This window comes from Microbacterium saccharophilum, assembly GCF_007992455.1.
Lineage (GTDB): Bacteria > Actinomycetota > Actinomycetes > Actinomycetales > Microbacteriaceae > Microbacterium > Microbacterium saccharophilum.
Map to the genome: position 1 here is coordinate 52441 of NZ_BKAH01000004.1, position 18774 is coordinate 71214.

At 71.5% G+C, this 18774-nt stretch carries 20 protein-coding genes and 1 tRNA gene; 14 read left to right on the forward strand and 7 right to left on the reverse strand.

Going from position 1 to position 18774, the window contains the following annotated elements; all coding sequences use genetic code 11:
• Nucleotides 1-894, forward strand: a complete 894-nt coding sequence (gene era / locus MSA03_RS05930; RefSeq protein ID WP_147050002.1) for a GTPase Era — start codon at nucleotides 1-3, stop codon at nucleotides 892-894.
• A 1-nt stretch (nucleotide 895) separates the two neighbouring features.
• On the forward strand, nucleotides 896-1831 hold the full coding sequence (locus MSA03_RS05935; protein ID WP_147050003.1) for a quinone oxidoreductase family protein: 936 nt from the start codon (nucleotides 896-898) through the stop codon (nucleotides 1829-1831).
• A gap of 10 nt (nucleotides 1832-1841) precedes the next feature.
• Here the strand turns inward: MSA03_RS05935 and MSA03_RS05940 are convergent, their stop codons facing one another.
• The 3 genes from MSA03_RS05940 to MSA03_RS05945 all read right to left on the reverse strand — a co-directional run bounded on the left by MSA03_RS05940 (nucleotide 1842) and on the right by MSA03_RS05945 (nucleotide 3886).
• Entirely contained in the window at nucleotides 1842-2876 is a 1035-nt protein-coding gene (locus MSA03_RS05940) for an HNH endonuclease signature motif containing protein (protein ID WP_147050004.1), read from the reverse strand.
• 81 nt (nucleotides 2877-2957) lie between these two features.
• Entirely contained in the window at nucleotides 2958-3119 is a 162-nt protein-coding gene (locus tag MSA03_RS14330; protein ID WP_170245460.1) for a hypothetical protein, read from the reverse strand.
• A 128-nt stretch (nucleotides 3120-3247) separates the two neighbouring features.
• Complete coding sequence (locus MSA03_RS05945; RefSeq protein WP_147050005.1) at nucleotides 3248-3886, reverse strand: hypothetical protein; 639 nt, start codon at nucleotides 3884-3886, stop codon at nucleotides 3248-3250.
• Nucleotides 3887-4081: 195 nt separating this feature from the next.
• Here MSA03_RS05945 and leuA point away from each other — a divergent pair, with 195 nt between their 5' ends.
• Nucleotides 4082-5842, forward strand: a complete 1761-nt coding sequence (gene leuA / locus MSA03_RS05950) for a 2-isopropylmalate synthase (protein WP_147050006.1) — start codon at nucleotides 4082-4084, stop codon at nucleotides 5840-5842.
• 61 nt (nucleotides 5843-5903) lie between these two features.
• On the opposite strand, the gene MSA03_RS05955 is transcribed toward leuA, so the two are convergent.
• Nucleotides 5904-6590, reverse strand: a complete 687-nt coding sequence (locus tag MSA03_RS05955; RefSeq protein WP_147050007.1) for a trimeric intracellular cation channel family protein — start codon at nucleotides 6588-6590, stop codon at nucleotides 5904-5906.
• Nucleotides 6591-6626: 36 nt separating this feature from the next.
• Here MSA03_RS05955 and recO point away from each other — a divergent pair, with 36 nt between their 5' ends.
• The 5 genes from recO (at nucleotide 6627) to MSA03_RS05980 (ending at nucleotide 10610) form a co-directional block, all read left to right on the forward strand.
• The gene (gene recO / locus MSA03_RS05960) at nucleotides 6627-7355 is read left to right on the forward strand and encodes a DNA repair protein RecO (protein WP_028495616.1); all 729 of its coding nucleotides are present in this window, start codon (nucleotides 6627-6629) and stop codon (nucleotides 7353-7355) included.
• Nucleotides 7352-8155 carry an isoprenyl transferase gene (locus MSA03_RS05965; RefSeq protein ID WP_028495617.1) on the forward strand — a complete coding sequence of 268 codons (804 nt, stop codon included), beginning with the start codon at nucleotides 7352-7354 and terminating at the stop codon, nucleotides 8153-8155. The genes recO and MSA03_RS05965 overlap by 4 nt, the downstream gene beginning before the upstream one ends.
• A gap of 142 nt (nucleotides 8156-8297) precedes the next feature.
• Nucleotides 8298-8915 carry a hypothetical protein gene (locus MSA03_RS05970; RefSeq protein ID WP_147050008.1) on the forward strand — a complete coding sequence of 206 codons (618 nt, stop codon included), beginning with the start codon at nucleotides 8298-8300 and terminating at the stop codon, nucleotides 8913-8915.
• 6 nt (nucleotides 8916-8921) lie between these two features.
• A complete protein-coding gene (locus MSA03_RS05975; protein ID WP_147050009.1) occupies nucleotides 8922-9878 on the forward strand; it encodes a hypothetical protein in 957 nt (318 codons plus the stop codon).
• A 39-nt stretch (nucleotides 9879-9917) separates the two neighbouring features.
• Nucleotides 9918-10610 carry a DsbA family oxidoreductase gene (locus MSA03_RS05980; protein ID WP_147050010.1) on the forward strand — a complete coding sequence of 231 codons (693 nt, stop codon included), beginning with the start codon at nucleotides 9918-9920 and terminating at the stop codon, nucleotides 10608-10610.
• A gap of 9 nt (nucleotides 10611-10619) precedes the next feature.
• Here the strand turns inward: MSA03_RS05980 and MSA03_RS05985 are convergent, their stop codons facing one another.
• A complete protein-coding gene (locus MSA03_RS05985) occupies nucleotides 10620-11123 on the reverse strand; it encodes a glutathione peroxidase (RefSeq protein WP_028495621.1) in 504 nt (167 codons plus the stop codon).
• A 63-nt stretch (nucleotides 11124-11186) separates the two neighbouring features.
• On the opposite strand from MSA03_RS05985, the gene dusB reads away from it, so the two are divergent.
• The 5 genes from dusB to MSA03_RS06010 all read left to right on the forward strand — a co-directional run bounded on the left by dusB (nucleotide 11187) and on the right by MSA03_RS06010 (nucleotide 16501).
• A complete protein-coding gene (gene dusB, locus MSA03_RS05990; RefSeq protein WP_147050011.1) occupies nucleotides 11187-12353 on the forward strand; it encodes a tRNA dihydrouridine synthase DusB in 1167 nt (388 codons plus the stop codon).
• Nucleotides 12325-13713, forward strand: coding sequence for a deoxyguanosinetriphosphate triphosphohydrolase (locus MSA03_RS05995; RefSeq protein ID WP_276523617.1), 1389 nt, complete (start codon nucleotides 12325-12327; stop codon nucleotides 13711-13713). Before dusB ends, MSA03_RS05995 begins: the two co-directional genes overlap by 29 nt.
• Nucleotides 13713-15560: a DNA primase gene (dnaG, locus tag MSA03_RS06000; protein ID WP_147050013.1), complete on the forward strand. Its 1848-nt coding sequence runs from the start codon at nucleotides 13713-13715 to the stop codon at nucleotides 15558-15560. The genes MSA03_RS05995 and dnaG overlap by 1 nt, the downstream gene beginning before the upstream one ends.
• A 32-nt stretch (nucleotides 15561-15592) precedes the next feature.
• The gene (locus MSA03_RS06005) at nucleotides 15593-16360 is read left to right on the forward strand and encodes an ATP-binding cassette domain-containing protein (RefSeq protein ID WP_147050014.1); all 768 of its coding nucleotides are present in this window, start codon (nucleotides 15593-15595) and stop codon (nucleotides 16358-16360) included.
• A gap of 65 nt (nucleotides 16361-16425) precedes the next feature.
• A tRNA-Asn gene (locus tag MSA03_RS06010) sits at nucleotides 16426-16501 on the forward strand.
• A 201-nt stretch (nucleotides 16502-16702) separates the two neighbouring features.
• Here the strand turns inward: MSA03_RS06010 and MSA03_RS06015 are convergent.
• On the reverse strand, nucleotides 16703-17020 hold the full coding sequence (locus MSA03_RS06015; RefSeq protein ID WP_147050015.1) for a hypothetical protein: 318 nt from the start codon (nucleotides 17018-17020) through the stop codon (nucleotides 16703-16705).
• Nucleotides 17021-17341: 321 nt separating this feature from the next.
• Between MSA03_RS06015 and MSA03_RS06020 the strand changes: the two genes are divergently transcribed.
• A complete protein-coding gene (locus tag MSA03_RS06020; RefSeq protein WP_147050016.1) occupies nucleotides 17342-18184 on the forward strand; it encodes a universal stress protein in 843 nt (280 codons plus the stop codon).
• Nucleotides 18185-18190: 6 nt separating this feature from the next.
• On the opposite strand, the gene def is transcribed toward MSA03_RS06020, so the two are convergent.
• Nucleotides 18191-18757 carry a peptide deformylase gene (gene def, locus MSA03_RS06025; RefSeq protein WP_147050017.1) on the reverse strand — a complete coding sequence of 189 codons (567 nt, stop codon included), beginning with the start codon at nucleotides 18755-18757 and terminating at the stop codon, nucleotides 18191-18193.
• Nucleotides 18758-18774: the final 17 nt, after the last annotated feature.

Genomic DNA, 18774 nt, shown 5'->3' on the forward strand with positions numbered 1-18774 from the left:
ATGAGCGAGACCCGATCCGGATTCGTCACCTTCGTGGGGCGGCCGAACGTCGGCAAGTCGACGCTGACGAACGCCCTCGTGGGGGAGAAGGTCGCCATCACGAGCGACAAGCCGCAGACGACGCGACGCGCCATCCGCGGCATCCTGAACCGCCCGGCCGGGCAGCTCGTGATCGTCGACACCCCCGGCATCCACAAGCCGCGCACGCTGCTCGGGCAGCGCCTCAACGACCTCGTCGAGCAGGTGCTCGGCGACGTCGACGCCATCTGCTTCCTCGTCCCGGCGACCGAGAAGGTCGGGCCCGGAGACCGGCGCATCGCCGCATCGCTCGACGGGTACCCGCGCGCCCGGAAGGTCGCGCTCGTCACGAAGACCGACATCGCGTCGCGGGAGCAGATCACCGAGCGGCTGCTCGAGGCGGACGCCCTTCGCGAGGACTGGGCCGCCGTCATCCCCCTGTCCGCCGTCGCGGGCGAGCAGCTCGACGTGCTCGCCGACGAGCTCCTGGCCATGATGCCGGTCGGTCCCGCGCTCTACGCCGATGACATCGCCACCGACGAGTCCGTCTCCGACCGGATCGCGGAGATCATCCGCGAAGCCGCTCTGGAGGGCGTCCGCGACGAGCTGCCGCACTCCATCGCCGTGACGATCGAGGACATCGCGCCCCGCGCGGATTCCGACCTCACCGACGTATTCGCGAACATCGTCGTCGAGCGCGACAGCCAGAAAGCCATCATCATCGGCCACAAGGGCTCCCGCCTGAAGGACGTCGGTGCCCGGGCCCGCGCGGGCATCGAGCCGCTCGTCGGGACGCGCGTCTTCTTGTCGCTGCGCGTCCGCGTCGCGAAGGAATGGCAGCGCGACCCGAAGCAGCTCGGACGGCTGGGGTTCTGACATGGCGGTGCAGTGGATGGCGACGACGTGGGGCGCCCCGGACGCGTGGGAGCTCCGTGAGGTCGAGGTGCCGGCACCGCGCACCGGTGAGGTCACGATCCGGGTGCACGCCGCGGGGGTGAACCCCGCCGACGCGAAGCACGTCGCCGTCCCGCGGGACGGCGTCGACCTGCCGCTGCCGATCGGCTACGAGGTGTCCGGCGTCCTCACCGCTGTGGGTCCGGACACCCGGATCGCATCCGGTGCGGCCGGGGTCGGCGACGAGGTCATCGCGTTCCGCGTGCAGGGCGGCTACGCGACCGAGCTCACGGTGCCGGCTGACCTCGTGCTCCGCAAGCCCACGACCCTCACCCACCCCGCAGCGGCGAACCTGCTGCTGGCCGGTACGACCGCTGCCGAGATGCTCGCCGTCACCGGAGTGCAGGCCGGGGAGACCATCCTCCTGCACGCGGCATCCGGCGCCGTGGGCGTCGCGGTGCTGCAGCTCGCGGCCGCCCGCGGCGTGCGCGTCATCGGCACGGCAAGCGAGGCCGGGGCAGCGCGCGTCACGCGCTACGGCGGCGTCCCCGTGCGCTACGGGCCGGGGCTCGCCGACCGCGTGCGGGATCTCGCCCCCGACGGCATCGCGGCGGCTCTCGATGCCGTGGGCACCGCCGAGGCCCTCGACGTGTCGCTGGAGCTGGTCACCGACCGGCAGCGCATCCTCACGATCGCCGATGGCGCACGGGCTCAGCGGGACGGCATCCGCTTCATCGCCGGCGCACTCCCGGAGAGCGCCCGATTCCGCGCCCAGGTGCGTGGTGAGCTGGTCGACCTCGCCGAACAGGGACTGCTCGAGGTGCCGGTCGCGCGCACCTACACCCTCGCCGAGGCTCCCGAGGCGCTGCGCTTCCTCATGGAGGGCCACCCCGGCGGGAAGCTCGCGCTCATCCCGTAGCCCGCGTGACTCACGTCCGCCGGCGGACGGTGTCCAGCAGGCGCGTCGGGGACGTCGTCGCCACTCGCCAGCGCGGCTCCGCCTCGACCCACACGGGTGGCCGCACCTCCGGGACGCCACGGTTCATCCGGATCCGCCACCCGCTGCGATCCAGATGTCGGTGATGGAACCAGCAGAGCAGGACGCCGTTGTCCGTGTGCGTCGCGCCGCCGTGGGCGTGCTCGGTGACGTGGTGGATCTCGCACCAGCCCGCGGGCACGCCGCATCCGGGGATGATGCAGTTGCCGTCGCGGAGGGCGATCGCGCGTCGCTGGTGGCGGTTGAAGACGCGCTCCTCCGTGCCGATGCGCTTCACCCTGCCATCGCCCCCGAGCGCGATGCGCTGCACCACGCCCGCGCACGCGACGTGCCGCGCTGCCGCCAGGGGAACGGCTTCATCGGCGCCGTCGGTGTGCGCCCATCCCGTGCCGGAGAGCAGGTCCTCTTCGCGAACCGAGACGACGAGGGTCGGTGCAGCCCCGCCGATGGTCGGAAGAAGCGCACGGGAAGCAGCCGTGAACAGCGCCGTCGCGAACGTGTCGTGCCGCTTCTGGGCCGGCGTGCGGACGTCGTCGTCGTCAGGGACCGGGGGAACCGCTCGCTCCGGCCGGAACACCGGGCCGGAGCTCCGCGGACTGACGATCGCGTCGTGCAGCCGCTGGAACTGTGCGGCGACCTCGACCAGGAGGGCGCCCGTGACGGGGACGACGCCGTCACGCGCGGTTCCGAAGGTGAGGCCGCGGAGGCGGAGCGCCTTCTCCTCGCGCGGCTCGGCGCCGTCCTGGTCGAGCGCCGCCGCCCAGGCGCGCGCCTGGATCCGGAGCAGGTCGGCGCACGCCCAGCCCGACGGCCCCCTCGAGGAGGGCCTCGCGCATGGCCGGCAGCGGCGCCGGCATCGGCTCCTGCGCGAGCGACACCCCCACCCGCACGTCGGCCCCGGCGCGCCGCAATCTCGCCGCCGTCGCGGGACCCGCCAGCGGCGCGCGCTGGACGAGCTCGCCGACATCGTGGCAGCCGTACCGCGAAGTCATCCGCAGGTCACGATCGGCGGCGACCGAGCGGCGGTCGATCTCGCCGACCGACTCGATCAGGACGGCATCCGTGAGCCGCTGCAGTCGGCAGCCAGCGCAAGGGCACGCACGAGATCGTCGTCGGAAACCCCCGGGATGGCGCCGCCCGCGAGGTCGTCCCGCACCCGCTCGCGCGTGTGACCGATGGCATCGGTCAGGTGCGCGGGAAGTGCTTCCATGCCCCCATCCTCTCGACGGGCTCCGACATTCCGAGGCAGGTTTTTCCCCGGTCGGAGGGTGGATCGCGCAGCGCGGAGGGGGAAGCCGCGCGCGCCGCGGAAGCCGTCGCGGCGCGCGCGGGCGGGGGTCAGCCGGAGACCGCGCGCAGGGCCGACCCGATGACGACGACGCCGGTCCCGTAGTCGTCGTCGGCGGCCTTCTGCCAGGTGCCGTCATCCCAGACGACATCCACCCACAGCCAGCCGTTCTCGGGGAACGAGCTGAGGTACTCCGCGCCCAGGAGGTCCGGCAGCGCATCCTGGATCTCCTGAAGCTCCGCCTCCTCGCCCGCCCCGGCCTTCCCGCCCGTGGGGTCCTCCGTCATCATCGGGTCGTACAGCGCGAGCATGATGGGCGGCCGGGTCACGGTCAGCGTCTCGCCGTCGTACGTGCCCTGCACGGCATACGTGCCCCAGCGCACGTCGCCCACGGACTCCGCACCGTCGACGCCATCCCAGCTCCACCCGGCCAGGGGGATGCCGTGGCACTGCGGCGGGTAGGACTCCATGATGGGGCCGAGGCACAGTTCCGGAGCACCGCCGACGTCCATGACCGTTCCCTGACCGACGACCTCGCTCTCCGGCGGTGCCGGCCAGAGCGACCCGAGCGAGTGCCCCGCGGGGGCGTCGGGCGATCCGGACGAGGACGAGGGTGTGGCGCACGCGGTCAACGACAGCAGGGCCACGATGCCGAGCGCGGATCCGGCGAGGAGGCGGCGAGGGTTCATGTCCGACAAGTGTCGCCTGCTGCGGGATCGTCTCCGATGTCCGCGCGCTCGCCCGCACGGGTGTAATCTGGGCGCATGCGCTTCGGTCGACTTCTCCTTCTTAGTCGCCGCGACGAGACCTCGTTCTAGGGCCTCCCTCGTCGCGGAGCTTGTCGTCGGCCCGCATCATTCGACGAGAGTAGAAGCGACAGCATCATGGAGAACACACAGCAGCCGTCCGGCATGCCGATCCACAAGTACCGTCCGTACCACGAGCAGATCCGCGTCGATCTGCCCGACCGCACATGGCCGAACGCCCGCATCGAGAAGGCACCGCGCTGGTGCGCCGTGGATCTCCGGGACGGCAACCAGGCCCTCATCGACCCGATGAGCCCGGAGCGCAAGCGCATCATGTTCGAACTCCTCGTGAAGATGGGCTACAAGGAGATCGAGGTCGGGTTCCCCTCGGCGAGCCAGACCGACTTCGACTTCGTCCGCCAGCTCATCGACGACGGGCTCATCCCGGACGACGTGACGATCCAGGTGCTGACGCAGTCGCGTGAGCACCTCATCGCCCGCACCTACGAGGCCATCGCGGGGGCGAAGCAGGCGATCGTGCACCTGTACAACTCCACGAGCATCCTGCAGCGCGACGTCGTGTTCCGCACCGACAAGCAGGGCATCATCGACATCGCACTGGAGGGCGCGCGGCTGTGCCGCGAGTTCGAGAAGCGCCTCCCCGAGACGAAGGTCTTCTACGAGTACTCCCCGGAGAGCTACACCGGCACCGAGCTGGAGTTCGCCGTCGACGTCTGCAACCAGGTGCTCGAAGTGCTCGAGCCCACTCCGGACCGCAAGGTCATCATCAACCTGCCCGCGACGGTCGAGATGGCGACGCCGAACGTCTACGCCGACTCGATCGAGTGGATGAGCCGCCACCTGGCCCACCGCGAGAACGTCATCCTGTCGCTGCACCCGCACAACGACCGCGGCACGGCCATCGCCGCCGCCGAGCTCGGCTACATGGCGGGTGCGGACCGCATCGAGGGCTGCCTGTTCGGCAACGGAGAGCGCACCGGCAACGTCGACATCGTCGCGCTCGGCATCAACATGCTGACGCAGGGCATCGATCCGCAGATCGATTTCAGCGACATCGACCACGTCAAGCGCACCGCCGAGTACTGCAACCAGCTGCCCGTGCCGGAGCGCAGCCCGTGGGCCGGTGACCTCGTCTTCACCGCGTTCAGCGGATCGCACCAGGATGCCATCAAGAAGGGCTTCGAGGCCATGGAGGCGCGCGCGGCCGCCGAGGGGGTCTCGGTCGACGAGATCGAGTGGGCCGTCCCGTACCTGCCGATCGACCCGAAGGACCTGGGCCGCTCGTACGAAGCCGTCATCCGCGTCAACTCGCAGTCCGGCAAGGGCGGCGTCGCCTACCTGCTGAAGACCGACCACGCCCTCGACCTGCCGCGGAAGCTGCAGATCGAGTTCTCGGGGGTCGTGCAGGCCAAGACGGATGCCGACGGCGGCGAGGTCTCCAGCGAGCAGATCTGGGACATCTTCACCGACGAGTACCTCCCCGCCCGCGTGGACGAGGACAAGTGGGGGCGCTTCGAGTTGCTCGCGACGCGGACGAACAGCGACATGTCCGGCGACGTCTCGCTCGAGGTGACCCTGCGCGACGGCGAGGAGACGGTGCCCGCGACCGGCCACGGCAACGGCCCCATCGCGGCGTTCCTGTCGATCCTGCACGAGCGCGGCTTCGAGGTGTCGCTCTACGACTACGTCGAGCACACCCTCAGCGCCGGCGGCGACGCGCAGGCCGCCGCCTACGTCGAGCTCAACGTGGACGGTGACCGCCTGTGGGGGGTCGGGATCGACGGCGACATCTCGACGGCGAGCCTCAAGGCGATCGTCTCCTGCGTCAACCGCGCGATCCGCACGCGGGAGCGCTCCGGCGAGCTCGCCTCCGTCTGATACCGCACGCAGCGGCACCGCCTCCCTCGGGGGCGGTGCCGCTCTGTCGTGGTTTCGCGGGTCAGGGCCTGACGATCGGGATGCTCGACGTCTCCACGGCGACCTTCCGGCGGTACAGCGCCCGCTGCTCGGGTAGCGAGATGTCGAAGAGCACGGCGAGCAGACGGATGACGGTCGTCACGATGAGGCCGGCGATCGCGGCGGCCAGCAGCGGGGCGCCGAAGGCGTGACTGAGGGCGAGGACGACGCAGCCGGCCGCGGCGGCGACCGCGTAGAGCGAGCCCACGTGCATGATCGCGACGGGCAGGCCCATGAACACGTCGCGCAGCACGCTGCCGCCGACGGCGGCGCACACGCCGACGAAGACCGCGGGCACTTCGGGCAGTCCGATCGCGAGCGCCTTGCTCGTGCCGAACGCGCCGAACAGACCGATCACGACGGCGTCGAGCGCGACGATCACGGCGTTCAGGCGCTGGAAGGTGTTCGCCAGGAGCATCCCGAGGAGGGCCGCCGCGACCGCCGTCAGCAGGTACCAGTTGCTCTGCATCGTGGCGAGCTCGACGTTCAGGAGCAGGTCGCGGATGAGACCGCCGCCCATGCCCACGACGGTGCCGATGATGACGACGCCCAGCAGGTCCAGGCGGCGCTGCCCGACGAACCCGGAGGCGAAGAGCGCTCCCTGCACGCCGCCGAGGCCGACGGCGAGGAGATCTGCCCAGAGAGGGATCAGGAAGAGCGGCTCTGTCACGCCTCCATTGTCGTCGCTGGCGGCGATAATCGAGGAGTGCCCACCTACCGCGACGAAGTCGTGGTCCTTCGCACCCACAAGCTGGGTGAAGCCGACCGCATCGTGACGATGCTCAGCCGCCGTCACGGCAAGCTGCGCGCCGTCGCGAAGGGCGTGCGCCGCACGTCGTCGCGGTTCGGTGCGCGCCTTGAGCCGTTCATGGTCGCCGACGTGCAGCTGTACCAGGGCCGCTCGCTCGACATCATCCAGCAGGCCGAGTCGCTGGGTTCCTACGGTGCCGAGATCGCGGTGCACTACGACCGGTATACCGCCGCGCACGCCATGGTTGAAACGGCCGACCGGCTCAACGAGGCCGAGGCGACGCCGCAGCAGTACCTGCTGCTCGTCGGGGGCCTGCGCTCCCTCGCGCGCGGCGACCACGCCTCGCGCGCCGTGCTCGACTCGTACCTGCTGCGCGCCATGGCGCTCTCCGGCTGGGCGCCGGGGCTCGGGGACTGCGCCCGCTGCGGTGCCGTCGGACCCCACGAGTGGTTCGTCGCGCAGCTCGGCGGCACGGTGTGCAGCGCGTGCGCGCCGGTCGGGTCGGCGCGCCTGCGCCCCGAGACCGGCGATCTGCTGCGCGCCCTCATGGCGGGTGAGTGGGACGACGTGGATGCGGCGTCGCCCGGCGCGACCGGCGCGGCATCCGGACTCATCGCCGCGTACGCGCAGTGGCACCTGGAGCGCGGCATCCGCTCGCTCAGTCACATCGAGGCGGTTTCGTGAGCCCCAAGCCCTATACCCACCGCGACGCGGTGCCCTACCGACCGCTGGACTGGACCGGGGTGTACCCGCCCGCCTTCCCGAAGGCCGGTGTGCCGAATCACATCGCGATCGTCATGGACGGAAATGGCCGCTGGGCGAACCGTCGCGGCCTCACGCGCATCGAGGGACACCGCGCCGGGGAGGAGGTGCTGCTCGACGTCGTCGCCGGCGCCATCCAGGCCGGCGTCAGACATCTGAGCGTCTACGCCTTCTCCACGGAGAACTGGAGCCGCTCGCCCGACGAGGTGCGCTTTCTCATGGGCTACAACCGCGATGTGCTCCACCGCCGGCGCGACCAGCTGAACGAGTGGGGTGTGCGGGTCCGCTGGGCGGGCCGGAAGCCGCGACTGTGGGGCTCGGTCATCTCCGAACTGCAGTACGCCGAGAAGCTCACGGCCGGCAACGACGTGCTCACCCTCACGATGTGCATCAACTACGGCGGCCGCGTCGAACTCGTCGACGCCATGCGTCGCATGGGCGAGGAGATCGCCGCGGGGCGGATGAAGCCGTCCGCGATCACCGAGAAGACGATTCGGCGGAACCTCTACATCCCGGACATGCCCGACGTCGACCTGTTCGTCCGCTCGAGCGGCGAGCAGCGCACCTCGAACTTCCTGCTCTGGGAGTCGGCGTACGCCGAGATGGTGTTCCTCGACACGCTGTGGCCCGATTTCTCCCGCACGGAGCTGTGGCACGCCATCGGGCTGTACCTCAGCCGCGATCGCCGCTTCGGCGGCGCCGTGGACGCGCCCACCGCCTGAGCTCCCCGGGCATTCCGGCGGCGCGGACCGCGGCGTATCATGCAGCCGAGCAGACGCTCTCCGATACAGGGGGCGGCGCAGACGCGCCGCGGTCGGGAGGTCTCGGATGTCACGGATGTCACCGCGTCAGCACGGGTCCCGCATGGCGCCCATCGTCACCGCCGCGCTCCTCGCCCTCGCCCTGGCGGGCTGCGCGCCCGCGGAGACGGGCACGGCCGAGCCGCCCGCCCCGACGACCGCACCGGACGACGGCGGCAGCACCGGCAGCGGTGGCGGTGGCGGCGCCGATAACGGCGCCGGGGACGGCGTGACGGACGGACCGGTCGATCCGGTGCAGGAGACCCGCCGCTCCGGCCCCTCCGTCGAGTTCGGCGGCCCGCCGTTCGGAGCGCAGGGCGACCCCGAGGAGGTCTCGGCGGGCGTCTGGTGCGTGACGGTCGGGTTCTTCTGGGGCGGGGAGGCCCCGCCGGAGAACGTCACCTTCACCGTGGCGGGGATCGTCGCCGACCCCGCCGGCGCGGTGACCGCGGAGCCCGCCGTCTGCGGGTCGGTCGGCGCCGAGGAGACCTGCATCGGCTTCGTCATGGCGCCCGACACGCCCTTCACGACGTGCAGCCTGCTCCTCACCGCGACGGAGGCGTACCCGGGGAGCGCGGAGGTGGGCTTCGCGGGGACGCTCGAGTGCACCGAACCGGCCTTCTGCGACGCGGCCATCGAACGCGACGCGGACCGCGGCCCGCCGATCCGGCTGGGCGGGTGACGGGGCGTGGCCCGCGTCCGCTCCCGCCGGCCCGCTGCCGCGCCGCCGGCGGCGAAACCCGAGGCGGCCGAGGACGCCGCTCCCGCCGGGCTGGGCTTCGAGAAGTGGATGAGCTTCCTCTCCACCTTCATCGCGCCCGCGACGCTCATCACGGGCCTCCTGTTCTACTTCGGGTACGTGTCGTCCCGCGCCTTCTTCCTCTACTTCGGGGTGGACGTCGACGTCCTGGGCCTCAGCAACCAGCAGTTCGTCATGCGCAGCCCGGGGGCGCTCTTCATCCCCGTCATGGTCCTGCTCCTCCTGGCGGCGGCCGTCATCGCCGTGCACCGGATGCTCCGCCGTCGCCTTGCCGCCTCGGCCGCCGCGCGCCGGCGCGTGGCGGGAGTGCTCGGCTGGACGGGCGTCCTCCTGCTGATCGCCGGCCTCGCCCTCGCCTTCGGCTACGCCTTCCTCGCCGCGTGGCCGTTCTACGGCTTCGCGACAGCGGCATCCCTCGCGATCGGGGCGGGCCTGGCCGCCTACGCCGCATCCACCGCCCCGCCACCCGGCGATGCGGCCCGCGCCCGCCCGCTCGTCGTCCTGCTGGTCGCGGTCATGGTCGCCGGCACCTTCTGGGCGACCGCGACCATCGCGGAGTGGTGGGGACGCGGCCAGGCCCGCACGCAGGCCGCCGACCTCTCCACACTCCCCGCCGTCGTCCTCGACACCCGCGAGCGCCTGGCACCGGGAAGCCCCGCCATCAGCCTGATCGAGCTGGAGCAGGAGCGGGATGCGGCCGGCGAGCCGCTGCCTGGCCAGTTCGCGTACCGCTACCACGGCCTCCGCCTCCTCGTCCGCGGCGAGGACCGGCTGTTCCTCGTCCCCGACCGGTGGTCGCCGAACGCCTCGACCCTCGTGGTGCCCCTAGGCGACGACATCCGGGTGCGCTTCCGGTTCTTCCCGGACGAGAACCCACCGGACTGACCCGGAATATGTCGGGGGGCGAAGGGCGTTCCCCTCGGTATGACGGATGCCATCAAGATCGACGTGTGGAGCGACATCGCCTGCCCCTGGTGCTACATCGGCAAGCGGAACCTGGAGAGGGGCCTCGCGCAGACCGCCGACGATGATGACGCACCGCGGGTGGAGGTCACCTTCCACTCGTTCGAGCTGTCACCCGACACACCCGTCGACTTCGACGGCGACGAGATCGACTTCCTCGCCGGACACAAGGGGATGCCGCGCGAGCGCGTGCAGGAGATGCTCGAGAACGTGACCGGCGTCGCCGCGCAGGCGGGCCTGGCATACCGCTTCGACATCCTGAAGCACACGAACACCGTGAAGGCGCACGAGCTGCTGCATTTCGCGAAGGCGCATGGCGCCCAGCCGGCCATGGCGGAGCGCCTCATGTCGGCCTACTTCCTGGAGGGCCGCCACGTCGGACGCATCGACGACCTCGTCGCGCTCGCAGCCGAGGTGGGCCTCGACGCCGGTGCGGCGCGGGACGCCCTCGAGTCGAGCCGGCATCTCGCCGACGTCCGCGCAGACCAGGCGCAGGCCGCCGCGTACGGCATCAACGGCGTGCCGTTCTTCGTGATCGACGGCACGTACGGCGTCAGCGGTGCGCAGCCGGCCGACGCGTTCGCCCAGATCGCCCGCCAGGTGTGGGCCGAGCGTCAGGACGCCGAGCAGGAGCCCGCCGCACAGACGGCGTGAGGGCTCCGGCTACCGGGGGAGGTTCGCCTCGATCGCGCGGACGATCTCCGGGTCGTCCGGCTTCGTCTGCGGGCGGAAGCGGTGCACCTCACCGGTCGGGGTCACGAGGAACTTCTCGAAGTTCCAGATGATCGGGCCCTTCGAGCCCTCCACGTTCGGCGCCTTCTTCAGCGCCTTGTACAACGGGGCCGCGTGGGAGCCGTTGACGCGGACCTTGTCCATGATCGGGAAGCTGACACCCCACGTGACCGAGCAGTACTCGAGGATCTCGTCCATCGATCCGGGCTCCTGCCCCATGAACTGGTTGCAGGGGAACCCGACGACCTGCAGTCCGCGCTCACCGTAGGTGCGCTGCAGCTGCTCGAGCTGCTCGTACTGCGGCGCGAGGCCGCACTTCGACGCGACATTGACGATCATCAGGAGGCTGTCGTCGTAGTCCGCGAGGGTCTGCTCCGACCCGTCCGCGCTCTGGAAGGGGATGCGGCGGATGTCCACCGTCTGCGTCTCGGTCATGTTCTCCACGATAGGGCCGCCGGGGAGCCCGCGGGCGGCGCTGCGTCTGGGAGAATGGACAGGATGTCCACGACCCTCGCTCCCGCGTCCCCGCTGCGCATCGGGCCCATCACGCTCGATGCGCCCGTCGTGCTGGCCCCGATGGCCGGGATCACCAACACGGCCTTCCGGCGCCTGTGCCGCGAGTACGGCGCAGGCCTGTACGTCAGCGAGATGATCACGACCCGCGCCCTCGTGGAGCGCAACGCCACGACGCTGCGCCTCATCCGGCACCACGAGTCGGAGACACCGCGTTCCATCCAGCTCTACGGCGTCGACCCGGCGACGGTGGAGTCCGCCGTGCGCATCCTCGTCGACGAGGACCACGCCGACCACATCGACCTCAACTTCGGCTGTCCCGTCCCCAAAGTCACCCGCAAGGGCGGGGGAGCGGCGCTGCCCTGGAAGCTCGGGCTGTTCCGCGAGATCGTCACGCGCGCCGCGCGCGCGGCCGGCGACATCCCGCTCACCGTGAAGATGCGCAAGGGCATCGACCCCGACCACCTCACCTACCTGGATGCCGGACGGATCGCCGAGGATGCCGGGGTCGCCGCCGTGGCCCTGCACGCCCGCACGGCGTCGCAGTTCTACTCCGGCACCGCCGACTGGGAGGCGATCGCGCGTCTCAAGGAGGCCGTCACGAGCGTCCCGGTGCTCGGCAACGGCGACATCTGGTCGGCCGAGGACGCCACTCGGATGATGGCGGAGACCGGGTGCGACGGCGTCGTCGTCGGCCGTGGCTGCCTCGGGCGCCCGTGGCTGTTCGGCGACCTCGCCCGCGCCCTCGGCGGCCCCGATGCCGCCCCGGGCGAGCCGGTCGACGCCGACCTCGCGTTCGTCGCGCGGGCGTTCCGCCGGCACGCGGAACTCCTCGTCGAGTTCTTCGAGGACGAGGGACGCGGCTGCCGCGACATCCGCAAGCACGTCGCCTGGTACTTCAAGGGCTACCCGGTCGGCGGCGACACGCGCGCCAAGCTCGCGACCGTCTCCTCCCTCGAGGAGATCGACGAGCTCGTGCAGACGCTCGATCTGACGGCCCCGTATCCCGGTGCCGCCGCGGAGGGCCAGCGTGGCCGCGCGGGCACCCCGAAACGTCCGGCGCTGCCGGAGGGGTGGCTCGACTCGCGCGACCTCGGGGCCGACGCCTCCAGTGCCCTCGCCGATGCGGAGCTCGACCACAGTGGCGGTTGACCTCGCCAGCGGCGTGGGCGTCGCGCCGGGACGACCCTCCGGTTACGACGACCACGACGCCGAGCGATTCCACCCCGAGCGGCACCGGTCCCAGCGCGACAGCTTCGCGCGCGACCGCGCCCGCGTGCTGCACTCCGCGGCGCTGCGGCGGCTGGCATCCAAGACGCAGGTCCTGAGCCCCGCGAGCCCCGGCGACTTCGCCCGCAACCGCCTCACCCACTCGCTCGAGGTCGCGCAGGTGGGCCGGGAGCTCGCGATCGCCCTGGAGCTGTCCCCGGATGTCGTCGACACCGCGTGCCTCAGCCACGACATCGGGCACCCGCCGTTCGGGCACAACGGCGAACGGGCGCTCAACGAGTGGGCCGAGGACATCGGCGGGTTCGAGGGCAACGCCCAGACCCTCCGCATCCTGTCCCGTCTGGAGCCCAAGGTCATCGACGAGTCCGGACACAGCTTCGGGCTGAACCTCACCCGCGCGAGCCTCGACGCGGCGTGCAAGTACCCGTGGACCGCGGACAACCCCGTGCCCGACCCGGGCGGGCGGCTCAAGTTCGGCGTCTACCCCGAGGACGACGCCGTCTTCCGCTGGCTCCGCGCCGACGCCCCCGGACGCGTGCGGTGCATCGAGGCCGAGGTCATGGACCTCTCCGACGACATCGCCTACTCGGTGCACGACTTCGAGGACGCGATCCTCAACGGCTACCTCGACCCGCGCCGCCTCGACGACCCGCACGAGCGGGACGCGCTCCTCACGGCCATCCAGACGTGGGTCGGCTACGGGTTCACGCGTGACGAGCTCGCCGATGCGCTGTACCGCATCAGCCGGCTGCCGGAGTGGTTCACCGCGTTCGACGGCTCCCGCGGCGACGTCGCCCGGCTGAAGAACCTCACCTCCGACCTCATCGGCCGCTTCGCGCGCGCCGCGACCGCCGCGACCCGGGAGCACTTCCCGGTGTCCGTGCTCACCCGCTACCGCGGGCGCGTCATCGTGCCACGCGTCATCGAAGCCGAGATGGCCGTGCTGAAGGGCATCCTCGGCGCCTTCGTCGTCTCGATCGAAGGCCGGAAGGGGCTCTACAAGGAGCAGCGGCGCGTCCTGAAGCGCCTCGCGTCGGCGCTCGCGGCCCGTCCGGAGCATCTCGACCGCATGCACGCCGGCGATTTCGCCCGCGCGCAGACGGATGCCGAGCGCAAGCGCGTGATCGTCGACCAGGTCGCGACCCTCACGGACCGGTTCGCGATCGAGTGGCACACGCGCCTCGTCGGGCCCGTCGATCTGCGCGAACTCGGCCTGTGGTCCTCCGGCGCCGTCGTCCCCTCGCACTCCTTCGCGCTCCCCGAACCCCTCGAGGGGCTCTGATGGCGCGCATCCGGCAGGCCGACGTCGACGAAGTGAAGTCCCGCACCAACATCGGCGACATCGTCGGCGAGCGGGTCGCCCTCAAGTCCGCCGGCGTCGGGTCGCTGAAGGGCCTCTGCCCGTTCCACGACGAGCGCAGCCCGAGCTTCCACGTCCGGCCGCAGGTCGGCTACTACCACTGCTTCGGATGCGGCGAGTCGGGCGACGTGTACTCCTTCCTCCGCGCGATGGACCACCTCTCCTTCACCGAGGCGGTCGAGCGGCTCGCGGGGCGCATCGGCTACCAGCTGCACTACGAGGACGGTCAGGCGGCCCCGGAGACGAGCGGGCGCACGCGGCTGTACCAGGCCAACTCCGCCGCGGCGGAGTGGTTCCGCTCACAGCTGTCGACACCCGAGGCCGACGCGGGACGCCGGTTCCTGGGGGAGCGCGGGTTCGACGCGGGAGCTGCAGCGCATTTCGGCGTCGGGTACGCCCCGAAGGGGTGGAACGCGCTCCGCGACGCCATGCGGGCGCAGGGCTACACCGACGAGGAGCTCGCGACCGCGGGCCTCGTCTCGCAGGGCCAGCGCGGCGTGTACGACCGCTTCCGCGGCCGTGTCGTCTGGCCCATCCGCGACGTCACGGGACAGACCATCGGCTTCGGCGCCCGGCGCCTGTACGAAGACGATCAGGGCCCGAAGTACCTCAACACCCCCGAGACGCCGATCTACAAGAAGGCGCAGGTGCTCTACGGGCTCGACCTGGCCAAGCGCGACATCTCGCGGCAGCACCGGGTCGTCGTCGTCGAGGGCTACACCGACGTGATGGCGTGCCACCTCGCCGGCGTGACGACGGCCATCGCGTCGTGCGGCACCGCGTTCGGCTCCGACCACATCACGGTGCTGCGCCGTGTCATGGGCGACGATGACTCCGCCGCGGGCGAGGTCATCTTCACGTTCGACCCGGATGCGGCCGGGCAGAAGGCCGCGCTGCGGGCCTTCGGCGACGAGAAGCGCTTCGCCGCCCAGACCTATGTGGCCGTCGCGCCGGACGGCCTCGACCCCTGCGATCTGCGCCTGAACCGCGGCGACGGCGCCGTGCGGTCGCTCATCGAGACCAAGGCCCCCATGTTCGAGTTCGTCATGGACCAGCGGCTGTCCGGTTTCGACCTCGCCACGGTGGAAGGGCGGGTCGGCGCGCTGCGCTCCGCCGCCCCGATCGTCGCCGACATCCGGGACTCCGCGCTTCGCCCCGGGTACACCCGCGTCCTCGCGCGGAAGCTCGGCATGGACCTCTCCGAGGTCGCACCGGCCATCGAACGCGCGGCGCGCGCGGCACGCGCCGCCCGCTCCGGCGAGACCGCCCCGGCCGCGCCGGCGCCCACGGGGGAGACGACGCGGGTCACGATCACCTCCCTGCCCCGCACGGCGGACGCCGCCATCGAGCGGGACGCGCTCATGGGCATCCTGCAGTACGGTCACCTCCTGGATGCCGCCGAGGTCGATGCCGCGCTCGCCCTGCCGATGTCGCATCCCGCCCTCGACGCCGTGCGCCAGGCGATCGTCGCGCAGGCCGACCGCAGCCGTATCGGCTGGGCCTCGACGGCCGTGGAGTCGGCTCGGGAGCCGTTCCGGTCGCTGGCCGTCGAGCTGCTGACCGCCGACTTCCCCGCCCTCACCGAGGCCGAGGCCACGGCATCCACGCTGTCCCTCTGCCGGCGGCTGCGCGTGCGCGCCGTGGACCGGGAGAAGAGCGAACTGCTCGGCGCCATCCAGCGCGTGCCCGCGGATTCCGAGGAGGGCCGCACGGTGCGTGTCGCGCTGCGCGAGCTCGACGCGCGCCGGCGTGCCCTGTCCGACGAGTAGCGTGTCCCGCCCCGTCCGGGCAGGATGAGGGGATGCCTCCGCACACCGACGCCGATGTGTCCGTGCGCTGCGTGGATCTGTCGATCGCGCGGGGACGGCGGGGACCGCGCGTCGTCGACGGCGTCTCCTTCACCCTCGAGCGCGGGGGAGCGCTGGCCGTCATGGGTCCCGCCGGCTCCGGCAAGTCGAGCCTCGCCGCCGTCCTCGCCGGCGCGGACACGGACGCGCGGATCGTCGGGGGATCGGCGTTCGTGGAGGGCATCCCGGCGCGTGCGCGGGGGCGGCGCCGGCGCGTGCTCACGTACGTCACGGGCTGGCTCGGGCAGGGCGTCGGGGCCGATCTCCCGGCGCGACTGACGGTCTCGGACATCATCGCGGAGCCGATCACGAGCCGGGACCGCAGGGTGAACCGTCGGGCTCTCGCCATCCGGGTCGCCGAGCTCCTCGACGAGCTCCAGCTGCCGCTCGGTGCCGCAGCGAAATACCCGTACGAGCTGAGCGCGGGGATGCGCCAGCGCGTCGCGCTCGCGCGCGCCCTCGTCCTCGAGCCGCGCCTGCTCGTGGGGGATGATCCGCTCGCCAACCTCGACCCGGAGGTGAGGGTCACGGTACGCGACGCCCTGCAGCGGCGGCGCAGCGAGACGGGCATGTCACTGCTGCTCGTCACCAACGAGGAAGACGTCGTGCGGCACTTCGCGGCTGCCGTGCTGGTGCTCCGCGACGGCCACACCGTCGGGTCCGGCCGGAGCCTGGACGACATGCTGTGGACGCCGGATGAGGACGCGCGGATCGCCCCCTGACGTCACGAGCACCCCCGCGGCTTTGCTACGATAGTCGGGTTGCCCACCGCAAGGTGAGCGGCTGATCCTCGGTAGCTCAATTGGCAGAGCAATCGGCTGTTAACCGATAGGTTCTTGGTTCGAGTCCAAGCCGGGGAGCCACAACCTCCCGAAACTCCCCTGGTCCGCCGGGGGAGTTTCGCCGTTGCGGGCGCGGCACCGAGAAACCACATCGAGCATGAGAAACCGCTTCAGACGTGGTTTCTCAAGCCGGATGTGGTTTCTGGGGCGGCGACGCGCGGAGCCGGGCGACGACGCGCGGAAGCGGGGTGACCCGGGCGTCCGCACCGGTCCCGCGGCGGATCAGACCGGGACGGACGCGGCGAGGGCGAGCAGCGCGCGGATGGCGTCGTCCTGCACGAGATGCGAGCTCACGCAACGGCCGGCGGCCTCGGGCGCCGCGGCCACCCACTCCACGTGCACGGCACCGGTCAGGACGCGCTGGGTGCCGGGAACCCGCTTCCGGGTCTGTGTCGTGCGGGACACCACGTCACCGACGTACGCATCGCCCAGGTAGACGCGGAAGCCGCCCGCCTCCGCGGTGTGCGGAGCGAGCGCGACCGTGACACTGCCGGCAGCGTCGGCGCTGCGTCGGATGGTCCGAGCGATCAGATCGGTCATGCGTCTACTCCCTGGCGGCGTGCAAGCCGGCGACAGCCGCAGGCACGGTCCCCACTGTGCTTCGTGCGGTCGTCACGGAGGCGGCCCCAGCCGCCTACCGATGAAGAGTCTGCCAGATATCCGATTCGTACGTCGCCGATTCGCGGGTACACTGGAAATCGAGAATCCCGCGTCATCTGCGCGGCTCTCGACCGAAGGCCAGGGCTTCCACCCCTGGCCTTCACCCTTTCGCCGGCGCATCCTTTCTCACGGCTCCCGGGCCCGCGACCGCTCGCGGCGACGGCTATCGTGGGGGGCAAGCGGATCCCAATGGAGGGCACCATGTCTGGACTGATCGTCGTCGGCGTGACCGGAGATCCCGTCTCGCACCGAACTGTGGACTGGGCCGTCGCCCGCGCAGCGGAGAACCACCAGCGCATCGAGCTGGTCGCCGTCGTCGGCGGCGCGATGGGCACCGTCGGCGAGGCGGATGTCGTCATCGACGCGCGCGCCGCCGCCCAGAAGATGCTGGACCTCGCGGCCGAGCGCGTGGCGGGGCGCGGGGTGGACATCACGACCCGCGTCGACAACGGCAATCCCGTCGCGAAACTCATCGACGCCTCCGCATCGGCGAACCTCCTCGTCATCGGCAGCGACTACACCGGGCCGGGGTCGGGTCCCGCGCGCGGCATGCACGGCGTGCGCATCGCGGCGGGTGCCGCGTGCCCCGTCGTTGTGGTGCCGGACCTCGAGCTCGGCGCCCGCTCCGGGATCGTGGTGGGCGTGGACGGGTCGGAGGTGTCCGAACGGGCGATCCGCTTCGCCGCGGCCGAAGCCGACCGGCTCGGCGAGCCGCTGATCGCGTGCGCGGTGTGGACGCCGCTGCAGGCACCCCGCAACGGGATGGCCGTCTACCCGGAGCTGTACCTCACGAACATGCAGGCCGCGACCGAGGAGATCCTCGCCCTGTCGCTCGCCGGCATCGCCGCGGACTACCCCGACGTGAAGGTCATCCGCCGCGTCGAGCGCGGCTACCCTTCGCACGTCCTCAACGAGCTCGCGGCATCCGCCCGGCTGGCGGTCGTCGGCACGCACGGGCGCGGCGCGATCGCGCGCTTCCTGCTCGGCTCGATCAGCCAGGAGGTGCTCGCCCGGCTCGCGACCGTCACGGCCGTCGTGCGCTGAGCGACCTCAGGCGTCGACGTCGTCGACGCCGGGCGTCCAGCTGGCGCCCGGGCGACCCCATCCGCGCTTGCGCGCGATCTTCTGCACGGTCTTCCAGTCCGAGTCATCGAGCCGGTCGATGTAGAGGAAGCCGTTCAGGTGATCGAACTCGTGCTGCATGATGCGGGCCCGCCATCCGGTGACGTGGATGTCGACGGGAGCGCCGTCGAGGTCGGTGCCGGTCACCCGGACCTCGTCCGAGCGGCGCAGGGGGAAGCGCTCACCCGGGAAGGAGAGGCAGCCCTCCGACTCGTCGTCGACGTCGGGCACCCCCGGCTCGGGCGGTGTCATCCAGAGCACGGGGTTCAGGATGACGCCCCGCCACGGCTGCCCGTCGTCATCGGGGTACGAGTACGTGTAGATACGGAGACCCACGCCCACCTGGGGAGCCGCCAGGCCCACGCCGGGAGCGGCATCCATCGTCTCGAACATGTCGGCGACGAGGACGCGGATCTCATCGGTCACCTCGCCGACGGGGGAGGCGATGGAGTGCAGGACGGGATCGCCCATGATGCGAATCGGGAGAACAGCCACGTCCTTGAGCCTATCGA